Source organism: Brevibacillus sp. HB1.1 (assembly GCF_013332445.1).
Lineage (GTDB): Bacteria > Bacillota > Bacilli > Brevibacillales > Brevibacillaceae > Brevibacillus > Brevibacillus porteri.
On the sequence record NZ_JABMIV010000011.1, the window covers coordinates 33,309 to 48,146 of the forward strand.

Annotated in this window: 10 protein-coding genes and 1 other RNA gene; 7 read left to right on the forward strand and 4 right to left on the reverse strand. The window is 40.4% G+C overall.

Going from position 1 to position 14,838, the window contains the following annotated elements:
• Positions 1 to 66 precede the first annotated feature (66 nt).
• From HPY27_RS23870 to HPY27_RS23880, 3 genes are all read right to left on the reverse strand, one after another.
• The gene (locus HPY27_RS23870) at positions 67 to 831 is read right to left on the reverse strand and encodes an ABC transporter permease (RefSeq protein ID WP_174226129.1); all 765 of its coding nucleotides are present in this window, start codon (positions 829 to 831) and stop codon (positions 67 to 69) included.
• Positions 828 to 1,580 (reverse strand): ABC transporter ATP-binding protein, encoded by a 753-nt coding sequence (locus tag HPY27_RS23875; RefSeq protein ID WP_017251649.1) that lies wholly within the window; start codon positions 1,578 to 1,580, stop codon positions 828 to 830. Before HPY27_RS23875 ends, HPY27_RS23870 begins: the two co-directional genes overlap by 4 nt.
• Before the next feature lie 82 nt (positions 1,581 to 1,662).
• Entirely contained in the window at positions 1,663 to 2,058 is a 396-nt protein-coding gene (locus HPY27_RS23880; protein WP_007728788.1) for a YqzM family protein, read from the reverse strand.
• Positions 2,059 to 2,340: 282 nt separating this feature from the next.
• Between HPY27_RS23880 and secG the strand changes: the two genes are divergently transcribed.
• The 5 genes from secG to HPY27_RS23905 all read left to right on the forward strand — a co-directional run bounded on the left by secG (position 2,341) and on the right by HPY27_RS23905 (position 6,920).
• Positions 2,341 to 2,583 (forward strand): preprotein translocase subunit SecG, encoded by a 243-nt coding sequence (gene secG / locus HPY27_RS23885; protein WP_007728789.1) that lies wholly within the window; start codon positions 2,341 to 2,343, stop codon positions 2,581 to 2,583.
• 142 nt (positions 2,584 to 2,725) lie between these two features.
• Positions 2,726 to 5,257: a ribonuclease R gene (gene rnr, locus HPY27_RS23890; RefSeq protein WP_173623912.1), complete on the forward strand. Its 2,532-nt coding sequence runs from the start codon at positions 2,726 to 2,728 to the stop codon at positions 5,255 to 5,257.
• Positions 5,258 to 5,405: 148 nt separating this feature from the next.
• Positions 5,406 to 5,879 carry an SsrA-binding protein SmpB gene (gene smpB, locus HPY27_RS23895; protein ID WP_017251652.1) on the forward strand — a complete coding sequence of 158 codons (474 nt, stop codon included), beginning with the start codon at positions 5,406 to 5,408 and terminating at the stop codon, positions 5,877 to 5,879.
• Between the two features lie 159 nt (positions 5,880 to 6,038).
• Positions 6,039 to 6,394, forward strand: a transfer-messenger RNA (tmRNA) gene (ssrA, locus tag HPY27_RS23900).
• A gap of 184 nt (positions 6,395 to 6,578) precedes the next feature.
• On the forward strand, positions 6,579 to 6,920 hold the full coding sequence (locus HPY27_RS23905) for a helix-turn-helix domain-containing protein (RefSeq protein WP_174226131.1): 342 nt from the start codon (positions 6,579 to 6,581) through the stop codon (positions 6,918 to 6,920).
• A gap of 341 nt (positions 6,921 to 7,261) precedes the next feature.
• On the opposite strand, the gene HPY27_RS23910 is transcribed toward HPY27_RS23905, so the two are convergent.
• Positions 7,262 to 8,248 (reverse strand): DNA-methyltransferase, encoded by a 987-nt coding sequence (locus HPY27_RS23910; RefSeq protein WP_174226133.1) that lies wholly within the window; start codon positions 8,246 to 8,248, stop codon positions 7,262 to 7,264.
• A gap of 242 nt (positions 8,249 to 8,490) precedes the next feature.
• On the opposite strand from HPY27_RS23910, the gene HPY27_RS23915 reads away from it, so the two are divergent.
• Both HPY27_RS23915 and HPY27_RS23920 read left to right on the forward strand, forming a co-directional pair.
• On the forward strand, positions 8,491 to 11,253 hold the full coding sequence (locus tag HPY27_RS23915) for a DrmE family protein (protein ID WP_174226135.1): 2,763 nt from the start codon (positions 8,491 to 8,493) through the stop codon (positions 11,251 to 11,253).
• A complete protein-coding gene (locus HPY27_RS23920) occupies positions 11,243 to 14,821 on the forward strand; it encodes a helicase-related protein (protein ID WP_254612979.1) in 3,579 nt (1,192 codons plus the stop codon). Before HPY27_RS23915 ends, HPY27_RS23920 begins: the two co-directional genes overlap by 11 nt.
• The last annotated feature ends 17 nt before the right edge of the window (positions 14,822 to 14,838 follow it).

Here is a 14,838-nt window from a genome sequence, read left to right on the forward strand (position 1 = left end):
CTCAGGGTGCATTTCATTACAAAAACAAAAAAACTGCCGGAAGCAAAGGTCCGGCAGTGTGTGCATTTACGAGTGGAGCATAGAATCCCGGGTAAACCAGAGCTGATAACTGAGCATGCTGATCAGAACCGCCGAAATAGCCGCAGAGGAGCTGAAGCTGAGCATAATGAGGATTTGGTAGCGCACGGCTTCGATGGGGCTGGCACCCGCGACGATCATTCCGGTCATCATCCCTGGCAATTGGACGAGTCCGATTGTTTTCATCGTGTCAAAGGTAGGAATCATGCTCGCTTTGACAGCGCGCTTCAACACCACATGCACGGCTTGGCGTGTAGTGGCTCCCAGACAAAGCAGTGTTTCGATTTCCCCACGAGAGGCTTCTACTTCTCTGTTCATATGCGTGAGAAAAAGGCTCGTGACGATCATAGAGCTGCCAATAATCATGCCGCTCATCGGGATGAGGTACTGCGGCGTAGGAGAGACAAGCCCGAGTACAACCAACAGTCCCATGGTGATGATCTCTGTTATCGCAAGTGAAATGCAGATCCGCCAAAAGATCCCGGATAAATGCTTCGCTCTGCTGGCAGCGTTCCACGAAGCGACCAAGATCATCATGAGAATGATCACGAAAATAAACCAGACACTATCGGCAGCAAAGACAAAATGTAGGACATAGCCGATCGCGAGCAACTGAACGGTCGAACGGATGGTGCCAATCAAAATGTCTTTTTCCAAACCGAGCTTCTGCCAAACAGAGAGCAGAAGGGCAATGAAAACAAAGGCATAGGCAAAGAGTAGCCACATGTATGAAAACGTAAAAGTATGCGTCATCGCTGCACCTCACTTAAGGCAGCAAAGACATTTCCATCTTGCAAAAATTCACGAGCTTCAACGGATTGGGGCGAGTGGAAAAACGCTTCACAATCAGCGTCTTCTGCGAGCTGGTGGTTGGCCATAAACCAAATGCGCTTGCAAGCGACTCGCGCTTCTTCTAAATCATGCGTGACCCAAATTAAGGTCGTGCCCGTTTGCCGGTGCAAATCGACGAGGAGACGCTCAGCAGCCTGCTTGCTTTTCATATCGAGTGAAGCGGTGACTTCATCCAGCAGCAGGACAGGTGGCTGAAGCAACAAGCTGCGAACGAGAGCGAGCCGTTGTTTTTCACCACCGGACAGTTGAGCGGCTGGTTTTGACCAATCGATCTCTTCCATATATAACTGCTCCATCAAGTCAGAGGCGAACTTCTTATCAAAAGGACGTTGATGCAAGGTACTTACTGTCCGCAGGTTGTCTTCCACACTGCCTGGCAGCATAACAGCCTGCTGTGCCACATAACTGATTTTCATTCGCCAAGCTTTCGCGTCCCACAATGCCATTTCTTTCTTCTCTAAAAAAACCTTACCCGCATCAGGGTGCAGAAGACGACCCAAAATACGGAGCAAGGTGCTTTTTCCTTGGCCTGATCTTCCCAGAATTCCAATAATCGTAGGTTCTTTAATACTAGCGTTTACGTCACGAAACAACCATGTACTCGTGGGAGAGTGGATTTGTTTCCCCAAAGCTTCGATCTTGATGGTCATATGTAAAAGCCTCCCCATTAACGCGGAAAACACCGAAGAGGACGAGTCTTCGGTGTTTCTTTCTTACTGGCTATCTATGTACTTATTTTTTCTCCGACAGCCACTGTGAAACCGCTTGAATTTCTGGTTGTTTCTTCAGCATTCCAGGAGGCATACCGCCCTTACCATCTTTGATGATTTTAGCAATGTCGTCAGCGCTGAGCGTCGCTCCAATTTTCGTCAGGTTTGGACCTGCAATGCCTTCGAGATTTTGACCGTGACAGGAAGCGCAATTTTGTTTAAATACAGCAGCAGCGTCAATTTGTGCAGTTGGTGCGCCGCCACCATTGGCTTCTTCGCCATGTTTTGGTGGGAAAATGATTGAACCTACAAGTGCGATGAGAAAAACTAGAAACAAGATACCAAACGAAGTGAAAAAGGCCTTCGCGGAATCAATTACATCGTTTTGATTCATGTCTTTTTTGTTGGACCCAGCCATCTGACAAAGACCTCCCAAAGCAAATAATAAAGTTTCATGGTAATTTTACGGCAAAAGTTTGACAATATCAAGGAGACTACCAAACAAGACAAAGAAAGTACACAATTTGCCATTATTTCGTAAAAACACGTTGCTCTTATTCTACCTTATAACGGTCAATATTATTTGAAAGAATTTCTCTTATAAATGGAAGGGATAGCGGGTTGCTGTTACCAGACAAGTGTGATAAAGTTGTTGTATTGGTTTTTTCCGCCTTGGAAATACGTTTTGAGGTGAATGAAAATGGCATTGGCTGCGAAAATTTTACTTGTGATCGCAAGTATTGGCTTAATTATCGTCGTGTTGCTGCAATCGGGAAAAAGTGCCGGCCTTTCCGGAGCGATTGGTGGCGGCGCAGAGCAACTGATGGGCAAACAAAAAGCCCGCGGGATTGACGCACTTTTAGGGAAACTGACCGTTGTATTTGCGGTTGGCTTCATGATTTTTGCGATTTTGCTCGGGTATTTCTTGAAATCAGGAGCGTAATAGACGAACGGCCGAAAGACAGCGAGTGCAACTTGCTGTCTTTTTCTCTATTCCGATTGCGATATGCAGGAACGGTGAATACTACATAATAGGATGGTCATGGAGAAACGCGGGAATGCCACGCGAAAAAGGAGGTTTGTGAATGGAAGACCAAGAAAAAATACTCGCGTTTATGCGAGAGCAAGCATACCACCCGATGACGGTGAGGGAACTGGAAGAAGCGTTTGGAATCAAGGATTCTGTCACGTTCAAGGAGCTTGTGAAAACGCTGAATGCACTGGAAGCGAGCGGAGAGGTGATCCGCACCAGAGCGAATCGGTATGGCGTGCCTGAAAAAATGAATCTGGTACGCGGACGTCTGCAAAGTCATCCGAAGGGCTTTGGATTTGTGATCCCGGAGACACCTGACTCGGATGACGTATATGTACATGCGAATGATATGAATGGTGCACTCCATGGCGATACGGTTTTTGTCCGCGTGGAAAAAGAAGCGGGCGGCAATCGCCTGGAAGGGCAGATCATCCGCATTGTCGAGCGCGGAATCAAGCAGGTTGTAGGGACATTCAAGGATGAGAGGCATTACGCGTTTGTCATCCCCGACGAAAAGCGAATCGGCAAAGATATTTTTATCCCGAAGGACTCCTTTAATGGAGCAGTAGATGGTCACAAGGTAGTCGTGAACATCGTTCGCTATCCAGAGGGGCGTGTGAATCCAGAGGGTGAAGTCGTCGAGATTCTCGGACATAAGAACGATCCGGGCGTCGATATTCTGTCGATCATCCGTAAGTTTAACTTGCCTGAGGCTTTTCCTGAGGACGTATTAGCTGAGGCTGAGGCGGCACCAGATGAGATATCCGAGGAAGAGATCAAGGGTCGGCGTGACTTACGTGATCGTATGATGGTCACCATTGATGGAGCAGATGCCAAAGACTTGGATGATGCGGTGTCTCTTGAGAAGCTGCCAAATGGAAACGTAAGACTCGGTGTGCATATCGCTGACGTGAGTTATTACGTTCGCGATAAGTCCCAGCTGGATAATGAGGCGTATCGTCGCGGTACCAGTGTCTACTTGGTTGACCGCGTCATTCCGATGCTGCCACATCGCTTGTCCAACGGAATATGCAGTCTCAATCCGCAGGTGGATCGCTTGACGATTTCTTGTGATATGGAGATGGATGCAGGCGGGAACACCGTTAAGTACGATATATTTTTGAGCGTGATTCGTACAGATGAGCGCATGACGTATGCGGATGTACGAAGTATTTTGGACGACAAGGACGAAGCGCTGATCGAGAAGTACAGCCAACTCGTCCCGATGTTCGAGGAAATGAAGAATTTGGCATTGAAGTTGCGTGGAAAACGTATGCAGCGTGGTGCCATTGACTTTGACTTCCGCGAAGCGAAAATTTATGTGGATGAAGCGGGTACACCTACGGAAATCGGCTTCCGCACGAGATCGATTGCGGAGCAGATCATCGAAGAGTTCATGCTCGCTGCCAACGAAACAGTGGCGGAGCACTTCCACTGGATGAAGCAGCCGTTCATGTACCGGATTCACGAAGACCCGAACGCTGAAAAGCTCATGGCCTTCATGGAGTTCATCACGAATTTTGGCTACTCGATCCGCGGGAAGGGCAATTCTGTTCATCCACGTGCGTTGCAGCAGCTGCTGGAAGAGGTAAAAGGAACGCCGGAAGAAATTATTATCAGCACCGTCATGCTGCGTTCGATGAAGCAAGCGCGTTACGACGCGGAAAGTCTGGGGCATTACGGCTTGTCTACGGAGTTTTATACCCATTTCACTTCGCCGATTCGCCGTTATCCCGACCTGATCGTCCACCGCCGTATTCGCGAATGGATCGAGTTGGGGAATCAAATATCAGAAAAACGTCTGGGGTACTGGGCAGAGCAAATGCCAGTAATCGCAGAGCATGCGTCACAGCGTGAACGGTTGGCTGTCGATGCCGAGCGTGAAACAGACGATCTGAAAAAAGCGGAGTTCATGCTTGAGCGAGTGGGAGAAGAATTCGAAGGTGTCATCTCCAGCGTCACTTCGTTTGGGATTTTTGTCGAGCTGCCTAATACCATTGAAGGCTTGGTGCACGTCAGCTTTTTGACCGACGACTACTATCATTACCATGAGAAAATGTTTGCGCTGGTCGGTGAGCGTACTGGAAAGCAGTACCGGATCGGGGATGTCGTCGAGGTACGTGTAGCGAATGTCAACGTGGATGAACGCACCATCGACTTCGAAATCGTCGGGATGCCGAAGGCTGGCTTCCGTGGTAGCCGTGAGCGTACGCCTCGCGTAATAGATGGTCGCGGTGGGGATCGTAAGCCGACACGTGGCAAGCAACAAGATCGTTCACGTGCAGGCCGTCCAGATCGTCCTGGCAGACCAGATCGACCAGATCGACCAGATCGTCAAAAGGACAAAAAGCATCCGGCGGAAATCCGGCAGAAATACAAGGATCGCCGCAAAGCGGAAGGGAACAAACCTCCTCGTCGTACTGGATCGGGCAAAGCATCGAACGGTGAAGAAGTGCTGCCAATCGGTACAGGAGAAGGAGATACCCCAGCGAAACGCCAGAAGGGATTCTGGGAAGATCTCGTCAAGTCCAAGAAAAAGAATCGCAAAAATGTAGCCAGTCAGGTGAAACGGAAACGCCGTTAAACAATTGTTTAAACCCCGAAAAGTACTCGGAGCGATCCGTTTCCCTTTTCGGGGATGGCTATTTACCGGGTAAATGACTTGCCACAATGGGCAAAATTTGCTAGACTAACTGGTACGAAACGCAGTACGTACAAGTGAGGTGATCTCCATGTCAAAAGAGAAGGCCGGAACCAAGACAATCGCCCAAAACCGAAAAGCGCGCCACGATTACCACATCGAGCAAGTATACGAGGCAGGCATTGAGCTGACCGGTACGGAGATCAAGTCCGTGCGTGCGGCGCGTGTCCAGCTCAAGGACAGCTTTGCACGTGTTCAGAATGGCGAATTGCTTCTGTACAATGTGCACATCAGTCCGTACGAGCAGGGAAATCGTTTTAACCATGAGCCAGAGCGGACTCGCAAGCTGCTGATGCGCCGCTTGGAAATCCTCAAGCTCAATGGTCTGATTCGCGAAAGAGGGTACTCGCTGGTCCCGCTCAGCATTTATTTGAAGGGCGGCTGGGCCAAGGTCGAGCTCGCACTTGTCAAAGGGAAAAAGAACTACGACAAGCGCGAAGACCTCAAGAAAAAAGAGTCTGCGCGTGATATCGATCGTGCTCTGCGCGAACGTCAAAAAGGTTGATTGGATTGCACTGGCAGGCTTGGCAGCAATCAACGTTGAGTTTTGGTTGTCGCCTGTGCTATATTTAATAAGCAACAACAAGCCAATACACTGTTAGTTACAATATAGTCTAGGTGCGGATTTAATGGCTCTTCACCTAGACTTTTTCTCACCTTACCTGGGGGCGTTCTGGATTCGACGGGGATGGTAGAGCATGAGAAGCGAGCCGGGGGGCTGCGGACCTCGTCAACAACGCGGAACGCCATTAACTGGCAACAAACAACTTTCTCTCGCTGCTTAATAACCAGTGAGGCGCTACCATTCCATCGCCCATGTGGCATGACTAGCGCTCAACTTTAGTGGGATACGCCGGAGGCTTCCGCCTGGAGCCGAAGGAAGAAGATCAATCAGGCTAGGTAACGGGTCAGCGCGTCACTCCGCGAATCCGGTACCGAAATTTAAATGAGTGACTGCGCTCGGAGATGCTCATGTATCGCTGTTTTCGGACGGGGGTTCGAATCCCCCCGCCTCCACCAAATACATAAAGTGATGTCACCTGTTGAGGTGTAATTTAAACCTAATTTTTGCCGCTTCGGCAAGTATAGCTTAAAATAAACTCTCGGCAAACAGATGCTTAAATTTTTTAAATATACCTAAAAGAAGTCCTCGATAATGGGGACTTCTTTGTCTATACTCTCTAAATTTAGAGGAGGGCTTTAGATGGACAATATAGGTGGAAGAATAAAGCATATTCGCAAGTTTAATAAAATGATTCAGACTGATTTTGCTACTTTGATCGGTACAGTTCAAGGAACTTTAAGTGAAATAGAAAAGGGAAAACTAAAGCCATCTGTCGATACATTGTATGACATTAGAAAACGTTTTCAAATTGATTTAAACTGGCTTGTATTGGGTGCTATCGAGTCTTCAGAGTTATTGGTATTTGAATATGAGCTTATTAGAAAGACAAGGGAGCTAGGTGCAAATAGCCAGAAGGAGGTAATGGAATTTATATACTTCAAATTGAACCGTAACAGAGTAAGCACCTCAAAAACTAATTAAACTGAGATAAAGATAGGGGATTTCTAAAAAGCTGGGACACAACCCTTTTATAGCTTAGACAATCACTTTTCCTTTTTACTTGCAAATTTTGAGGAAATCGAAAGTGGGTTATTGGAGCCCAAAATTCATGCATACCAATTGCACTTTAAAGAATTTAATTGGGTTGCAAAGAAGGCAGGCGTAGGTGATGACGAGGTATAACCCGATAATAATGCCATTTTATGAGACTAATTGCGTTAACGCTGTGAATAGTTAAATTGAATGTAAAATAACATTAAGAAAGGCTGTCGATTCTATCGACAGCCTGAGATTTACCACTACGGTTGAATTTCTTTTTGCTTTTAATCGGAAGTAGTAACCTCTTTTTGATCTGTTGAATAGTCATAAAACCTAAACTTGGAACTATATACATATTCTTCATTTAATTCAGAAGTAATCCAAAATCTGTGTAGTTTTTCTGCTACTTCACCAGTTACGCAACTACCTCCAAACGGATCTAATATCACATCGCCTGGATCTGTTAAAAAATTAATGAAGAAAGTAGGGAGGTTTGCAGGAAATCTTGCGGGATGAGGCTTAATATTCAAAGACTTGCAAGCTTGTAAGTACCTACTGGTTGCTTCAGTATTGGGTATTTCTAATAAGTTATCTTGTAATACTTCCGATAAATTATCATAATTCAGAAGGTTTGGAGGGATTGCCCCTCCATTGTCTTTACCCCACTTTTTCCCTACTTTATGTCCTGATGGACGAGGTCCATCATTATAACCCTCTTTAAGAAGTTTCTTCATACTGGCCTTATAAGGAGTAAGTACCTTCCTATTATCAGCTTTTGGCCGTTCAGTCTTTGATAACCACCAAACTGTATTAACAGAATCCTTAACTCGAACTCTTTCAATATTTACCCATTGAATTGGGCTTGGGATTTTTGCTGGATTGTACCAATAGAATTCTTGAGCTAGGTGGAATCCTACAACATCACTACATAATTTTATCAGAAGTTCAAAATGATATAAGGATCTTGTAGGATATCCCTTATTCCAACTACCACCAATATCTATAACGAGACTGCCTGTTGGCTTCAAAATTCGTTTAAACTCATTGGCAAAATTGGTAATAAACCAGTCAACGTAATTTTGTGAATCTTCATTTCCATATTTCTTTTTCTTCAACAGTGCGAACGGTGGAGATGTCATGATAAGATCAATCGAATCATCAGGTATTGACTTTAGAAAATTAATAGAATCACAACAATATGCAAATCCATAATCAGTTTGAAAGAAAGGCTTGAAATCATTAATTACAAAAGGAAACACATTATTAGACATAATACCAACCCTGATTTTTTTTTGTGAGCTCGTATGATTATACCATAGGATTAGAATCTAAAAGAAATGATAATTACTGCGAATAGTTTCCATTGGAATATTTCCTTCACAATATGGACCAAAAATAAATGATGAGGGTTAAAGGAAACACAAATTATTACAAAATGTGTAATATAATAGTTTGTATTTGATTCTAGGGATATAATATAGATTAGGACAATTTTACTAAAAAGGTGGTTACCATGGGGAGAGAATTGTCAAATCAGGATAGACAAAGGGCTTTTCAAGCAATATTACCTAAACAAATAAATTGTGAGTATTTTAATGAACTGACTGAGTTTTCGGCACATGATCTTGGAAGAGGTATGTTAAATCACGATAGATTTGGATTAATAGAGACTTTGAAGGGTTACGAAAATTTTGAAGCAACAGACAATGATATTATTGAATCACGTATTCTTCCTTCAGGTATAGATAATATTATTCTTTCTATCTCGCTAAAAGCTTTTTTGCTTTCTAAAGATAAGAAAAATAGTGGTGACATCGCATTACTAGTCCCACCTTTTTCGTATGCTTACCCCCTTTTTCTTTCATATCACCTAATATTTCAACACCTTGGTGAAAGCCTTTCACCTTTACTAGAGGCTAGATTTGAAGAATCCCAAGGAATCTTAATACTTTCTGATAATATCGAATTGCTTTCACATATATGGAGAACGTCAGTTGCAGGGACACATCTTAGAGATCATATTAATACGTATACATTAGAAGCAGGAAAGTTTAAAGAATTTAATTTTAACAAAAGAAAAAGTTTGAAGAAAAATGGAAAAAAATTGAGTGACGGAAGCCTTCCATGGATTGCATTGTTTAGGGCTGTGAGGTACTTTTTACCGGATAGTTTAGAAAAAAGACCTGCAATAATTATGGTTGACCTATTACCATATCGTCATAGGAAAAGAGCAAATGAGTTGATTGACTGGGCAAAAAGAAATGCAAATCATGTTATTGTTATAGCTCCTCTATATGATGATAATTTATATCAAAGTGTAACTACGAAAATAATTAATGTTTTAGCTATCGACCATTTCAATCTTGGGAGAATGAAAAAATCCTTTTATATAGATGAGAACAGCTCTTTTAATCCTGTAACTGCTTGTTGGAACCTTCATGCGTCCTTACCATTTATTGAAGATATTATTAGTTCCATTTCCATCACAAAAATCTCTGTTATCAAAACATTGGAAGAACTCATGAGTACTGCCTATATGCTTATTTCTAGTTCGAAGACAAAAGATGGTTCAAAACCTAAACCCTTTTTACGACTATCAAATATATTAATGAAATTGTGTTCTTTGTCTGTTCCTTTGGAATGGTACGAGCGAGCTAGAAGTGCGGAAGGAAAACCAACTATTGAAGAGTTGATTTTGAGAGCAGCCAAATACCCAAATGAAAGTTATGAAGAAAAAATAATTATAGAAAATTTGTTACCTCAGCTTCAACAATGTATAAATGATATTTATTCATTTCTTAAAATGCAAAAGAATAGCCCAAAAGGTGAAGCCATAACAGAGCTTATTAACATCTTTCAAGAAGAAAGTAAAATTATGGTGATTGTAGATGATAAAACTGTAGCTGTTGAGTTGAAAACATGGCTTAAGTATAACGGGATAAGCGGAGATAAGCTTGAACACTTAAAAGTGATAACTCAAGAGGAATGGGCTAAAAATCAATTAAAAGAAATTTATCTAGAACAGAGTGAGCACCCCAAAAAAGTGATACTAGCAACACCCTGGAAACAACAGTATCTTAGTTCCTTCTTTTTATCTAATAACACTGATATTTACTTTCTGACTCTTCCCACTGAGACTCTTATTGTTAAAAATCAAATCAGAAAAGTTTATGAAGAGAACATTTCTTATAAAGAAAAGATGGGGGAGTTATTTTACAACTTTTTTAAAATAAATAAACTTCAGGAAAATCAGCTTTCACAAGTAATAGTAAAATACAGTGAGTTTAAAGTATCTACTCTACTTAATAAAAAATCAAATGATTATGAAAATATTAAAGTAGACTCATTATTTGACGAAAAACTACTACTAGAAATGATGACGGAAAATGATAATGACTATGAAGAAATATTTGAAGAAGATAAATTTATAGAAGAGTATTTTAATCAAGACATAAACATTCCCGAATATTATTGTAAGGCAATAAAAATTTCTGCTAGGGACATAAATCACTCTAATACTCTATTAAATTATTTTTGCTCAATGGAACAAGATTCATGTTTGAAAATAAAGAAGATCAAGGAAGAACAAGTTGATGATTTACATCCTCTAGAATTACAGAAAGGAGATATTTGGGTCAAATTAAAAAAACATCAGAGAAGAGAACTATTTGATACAGTTCTTGGACTTGCTTCTAACACTTTGGCAATGAAGTGGATACAAATAAATACTGCCGAATGGAAAGAAATGACTAATTTACTATGGCACAAATATCATAATGAAAACCAATATAGGTCAGAAACATATGAACAAATTCTTCAGGCAGTACGTGAAAAAGGCGGATCAATTTCCTCAAAATTTGCAGTAGCTAGTTGGATTAAAGGTAATGTTACGTTAGTAAGAGATGAAAAGACGGTCAGAGCAGTTGCATTAGTTATTGGGGATAAGCGCTTCATTGATCGATGGAAATTAATTTATAAGGCTATGAGGCAGCTTTGGACAATACATATTCAACTTGGAAGAGCATTAGGTAAATTGATAATTGAACAGGCTGCTTTGATTTCACCTTATAAACATCAAAAAACCGAATGGATTGATCTAGGATTAGAAATTCGCATACCGCTAGATGACGTGCTAGATGTTTTGGAACTTAAAGAAATTATTGATATTGATAAAGAAATAGAGTATAAGGTGCCACAAGAAATACTTTATAAAAAGATCAGTGAAGAAACCATCGATAACTTATTGCGGAAAGGATTGATTCAAGTTGTCCAATAAACAAAGAGTTAATGACGAAATTCGTTTCGTAACACACATGCAAGAAGTTTTAAAACTTGGGATGCTTGGAAGAAATGATTTTGAGGTTGTTGGTGAAGAGCCATCAAGAAGATTCTATTCAGGGGTATTATTTCCCGATTCTGAATTTAAAAAGCAACTGTCGGAAGAAAATAATAATATTGATCCACAGCCTGTTTTCAGAAGCTTAGCAAAAAACTGCAACATAGGTTTGGAATTTTTAGTTAAACCTATTGACGAAAAAGTGGTTGTCAATGTTTCAGGTTCTTTTAAACTATACCCGCGAATTTTTCCTACATATACTGAACAGTTAAAGGCATTGGATTACTTAATTAATCAAGATGAGGCAAGTGAGAACCAACTTGAAAATGAAAATATATATGATGAGCAAGAAGTTGAATCGGATCAAGGTAATGATAATAAAAAACAAAAGGAGGATGGACTAAAATTATTAGAAAAATACAGGCAGATTAAAGTTGAATTTGAAAATATTGAATTTGATATAGATCATGAGAGATTATTATCTCATAAATTAGACTTGGGGCAGTATATATTTGAAGCAATACAAAAAGCAGGCACCTGGGAAGACTTATTTGCTGTTAAAAATGAGTTAATATCAAAAACAGGAACTATATCTTTGATAAACCGACCGGAAAATGAGAAATCCTTTGGAGAGTGGCTAAACAGCATTAGGAGTTCCGAGGTTACATTTCCAAATTGGAGTGCTTCACTTGTAGTTGAACCACGTATATACAAAGATGAAAATAGCCAACTATTGACGAGGTTTGTTACATCATTAATTAATCAAACATCAATACCCAATAAAGAACTTGGCGAAATACCGACAGGGCATTCATTAGAATTTTTTGACTGTGAAATATCAGTAGAAATAGTTCATGGTGAGCATATTGCCTTTGAATTCGATGGTGCACCTAGAGATTACAAGTACAACAAATATTACAGTGTTAAAGGAATAAATTGTGTTGGAGAAAACACGAAAAAAGGAATAAGAAGTGAAACAGTTCCTGTTTATTTTCAAAAACTTTACAGGACTAGGGGCGATCTATCTGTTAGTTTTGATGATCTAACAACACCTGAAAAAGTAAATTATTTTTTAAAAGATGTTGCTTCAAGAATGAGGGACTATTTAAGTGATTGGAGGGAATACATCGATAATGGGGGAGACGAAGAACAATCGTTGAGAACTGATGAGGAAGTTGAAAGCTGTAGAAAAGATATGAATGAATTTATAGAGGAGATTGAGTCATTTGAATTAGGAATATATGTACTTAATAGAGATAAACGGTTGATGTCTGCTTTTAACATAATGAATGAGATTTTTAAGGAATCGGGAAAAGGTAAGTACACATCATGGAGATTATTCCAGATAATTTTTATTGTTAGAATACTTCCAAGTCTGTACTTAAGGGAAATGCCAAATAGTGAAAACAAGAAGGAACAAATTTTAAAATCTGCTCAGTATGCCGATGTACTTTGGTTTCCCACAGGTGGTGGTAAAACAGAGGCTTATCTTGGTTTAATCGTTTGTGCTTTATTTTTTGATCGGTTAAGAGGGAAAAAAATAGGCGTTTCAACATGGATAAGGTTTCCCTTAAGAATGTTATCTAAAAACCAATTAGACCGATTAGCAAAAGTTTTGATTGTTGCTGAAAAATATAGACAAAATAATTCTGAACTTAACGGAAAAGGAGTCCCATTTTCAATTGGATTTTTTGCCGGAGGAGGAAATACTGATAACTTTCTAAGTGAAAACAAAAAGAAAAAGTATTTTGAAACAGAAAGCAACAAAATTAAAGCAATGTTACTTCATAAGTGTCCGATGTGCAATGGAAAATTGAATCTTGACTTTGATAATACTGCTTGGAAGATCCTTCATAAATGTGTTAATCCAGAATGCTTTGTTTATCAAAGCCCTGTACTTCAGGGTTCGCTGCCTATATATTTAACTGATTCGGAAACGTACAGATATGTACCGAGTGTTCTTTGTGGTACCGTTGATAAGCTTGCAATCTTAGGAAGATATAGAGAATTTGTTCATATTTTTGGTCAAGTTGGGGGACGCTGTGAAAAGCATGGGTATTTTTCAGATCGTTGTATAGTGGGTGCATATGATAATTACAATTCATGTGAAGCGAAAGTGACTCCATCAAATAAAGCAAAAACACAAACTCTCAAAGAAGCATTTTATGATCCAGTACCATTCTTCTTGATTCAAGATGAGTTGCACTTGTTAAAAGAAGAACTAGGCGCTTTAAATGGGCATTATGAAGGGGTATTAAATGAACTTGCAAGAACTTTTGGTAGGGAAAAATATCATTTGCCAAAAGTAATAGCGGCCACTGCTACTATAGAGTCATATGAGCACCACATTAATCACCTGTATACTCGACCGCCAAGAAAATATCCCTCAATGGGGTATAAAAATGGCGAATCCTTCTATGCAACGAGTAGCCCAGAAATATTACGTCGCCTCTACTTAGGCATTCTGCCCCATACAAGATCGCAAGAAGAAGTAATAGGAAGATGCCTGTATCTTTATCATAGAGAAATAAAAAGGCTCTATAGTACTGCCTCTTGTGCATGGAAGGAAATTGGGCTAAAAAGTATTACATCTGAAGATCAATTTGAGGATTTTTTATCAAATTATGATCTTTCAGTGGTTTATGTCAACCAAAAATCAATGGGGCATGATGTTAAGAGAAGGATAAATGAGACAACTACTCCATCTTTAAGGCGTGATAGTGATCAAGAATTTGATTTGCAAGTGGAAATGTTAACTGGTGAAAATGATATGGATAAAATTGTTGCTGCAATTGATAGAATTGAGTCAGAAGGTCATGGAAAAGAGTATAAAGACAAGCTTCATACACTAATAGCGACAAGTCTTATTAGCCACGGAGTTGATCTAGAACGAATAAATGCTTTCTTTATGGCTGGTATGCCTTCAAAACAAGCTGAATATATCCAGGCAAGTAGCCGATCGGCACGAACTCATGCTGGTTTAGTTGTTGTGAGTTTTAGACCAAATGATTTAAGAGAACGTTCTCAATACCAATACTTTATACAAAATCACACGTTTTTAGATAGATTAGTAGATCCTGTCCCGATCAACCGTATGGCAATTAAGGCGATTGAAAGGACAATACCCGGAATTTTATCAGGATTACTTTTGTGCTTACATTCACAGAAACACGAAAAAACTATCTACAGTTGTGGTGAGTATCAAAAATATATTGCTAATTTGACAACCAGAGGAGTTCATATAACGGACGAGTTAATTAATCAATTGAAAAGTATTATTGGTACTAATCATGAATATTTCTCGCTAACATCTCGAGAAAAAGCTAATGAGGTAATTGAGGAGATATTTAACGAAAAGGATCATATACTAACTTCCTCTCCTATTACCACAAAAATAAAGGATGAAAAGGTCCTCAACCCAATCACCAGCTTTAGGGATATTGAGGAAGGGTTACCTTTACTTTCTACGCCGGAGACTGCAGTAATATTAAAAACTTCGGCACTTTAGTAAGGAATATTTAAAGG

Bases quoted from the DNA above. Each gene is read 5' to 3' on its own strand.
- HPY27_RS23870 (WP_174226129.1), bottom strand. From the start codon at position 831: ATGACGCATACTTTTACGTTTTCATACATGTGGCTACTCTTTGCCTAT.
- HPY27_RS23875 (WP_017251649.1), bottom strand. From the start codon at position 1,580: ATGACCATCAAGATCGAAGCTTTGGGGAAACAAATCCACTCTCCCACG.
- HPY27_RS23880 (WP_007728788.1), bottom strand. From the start codon at position 2,058: ATGGCTGGGTCCAACAAAAAAGACATGAATCAAAACGATGTAATTGAT.
- secG (WP_007728789.1), top strand. From the start codon at position 2,341: ATGGCATTGGCTGCGAAAATTTTACTTGTGATCGCAAGTATTGGCTTA.
- rnr (WP_173623912.1), top strand. From the start codon at position 2,726: ATGGAAGACCAAGAAAAAATACTCGCGTTTATGCGAGAGCAAGCATAC.
- smpB (WP_017251652.1), top strand. From the start codon at position 5,406: ATGTCAAAAGAGAAGGCCGGAACCAAGACAATCGCCCAAAACCGAAAA.
- HPY27_RS23905 (WP_174226131.1), top strand. From the start codon at position 6,579: ATGGACAATATAGGTGGAAGAATAAAGCATATTCGCAAGTTTAATAAA.
- HPY27_RS23910 (WP_174226133.1), bottom strand. From the start codon at position 8,248: ATGTCTAATAATGTGTTTCCTTTTGTAATTAATGATTTCAAGCCTTTC.
- HPY27_RS23915 (WP_174226135.1), top strand. From the start codon at position 8,491: ATGGGGAGAGAATTGTCAAATCAGGATAGACAAAGGGCTTTTCAAGCA.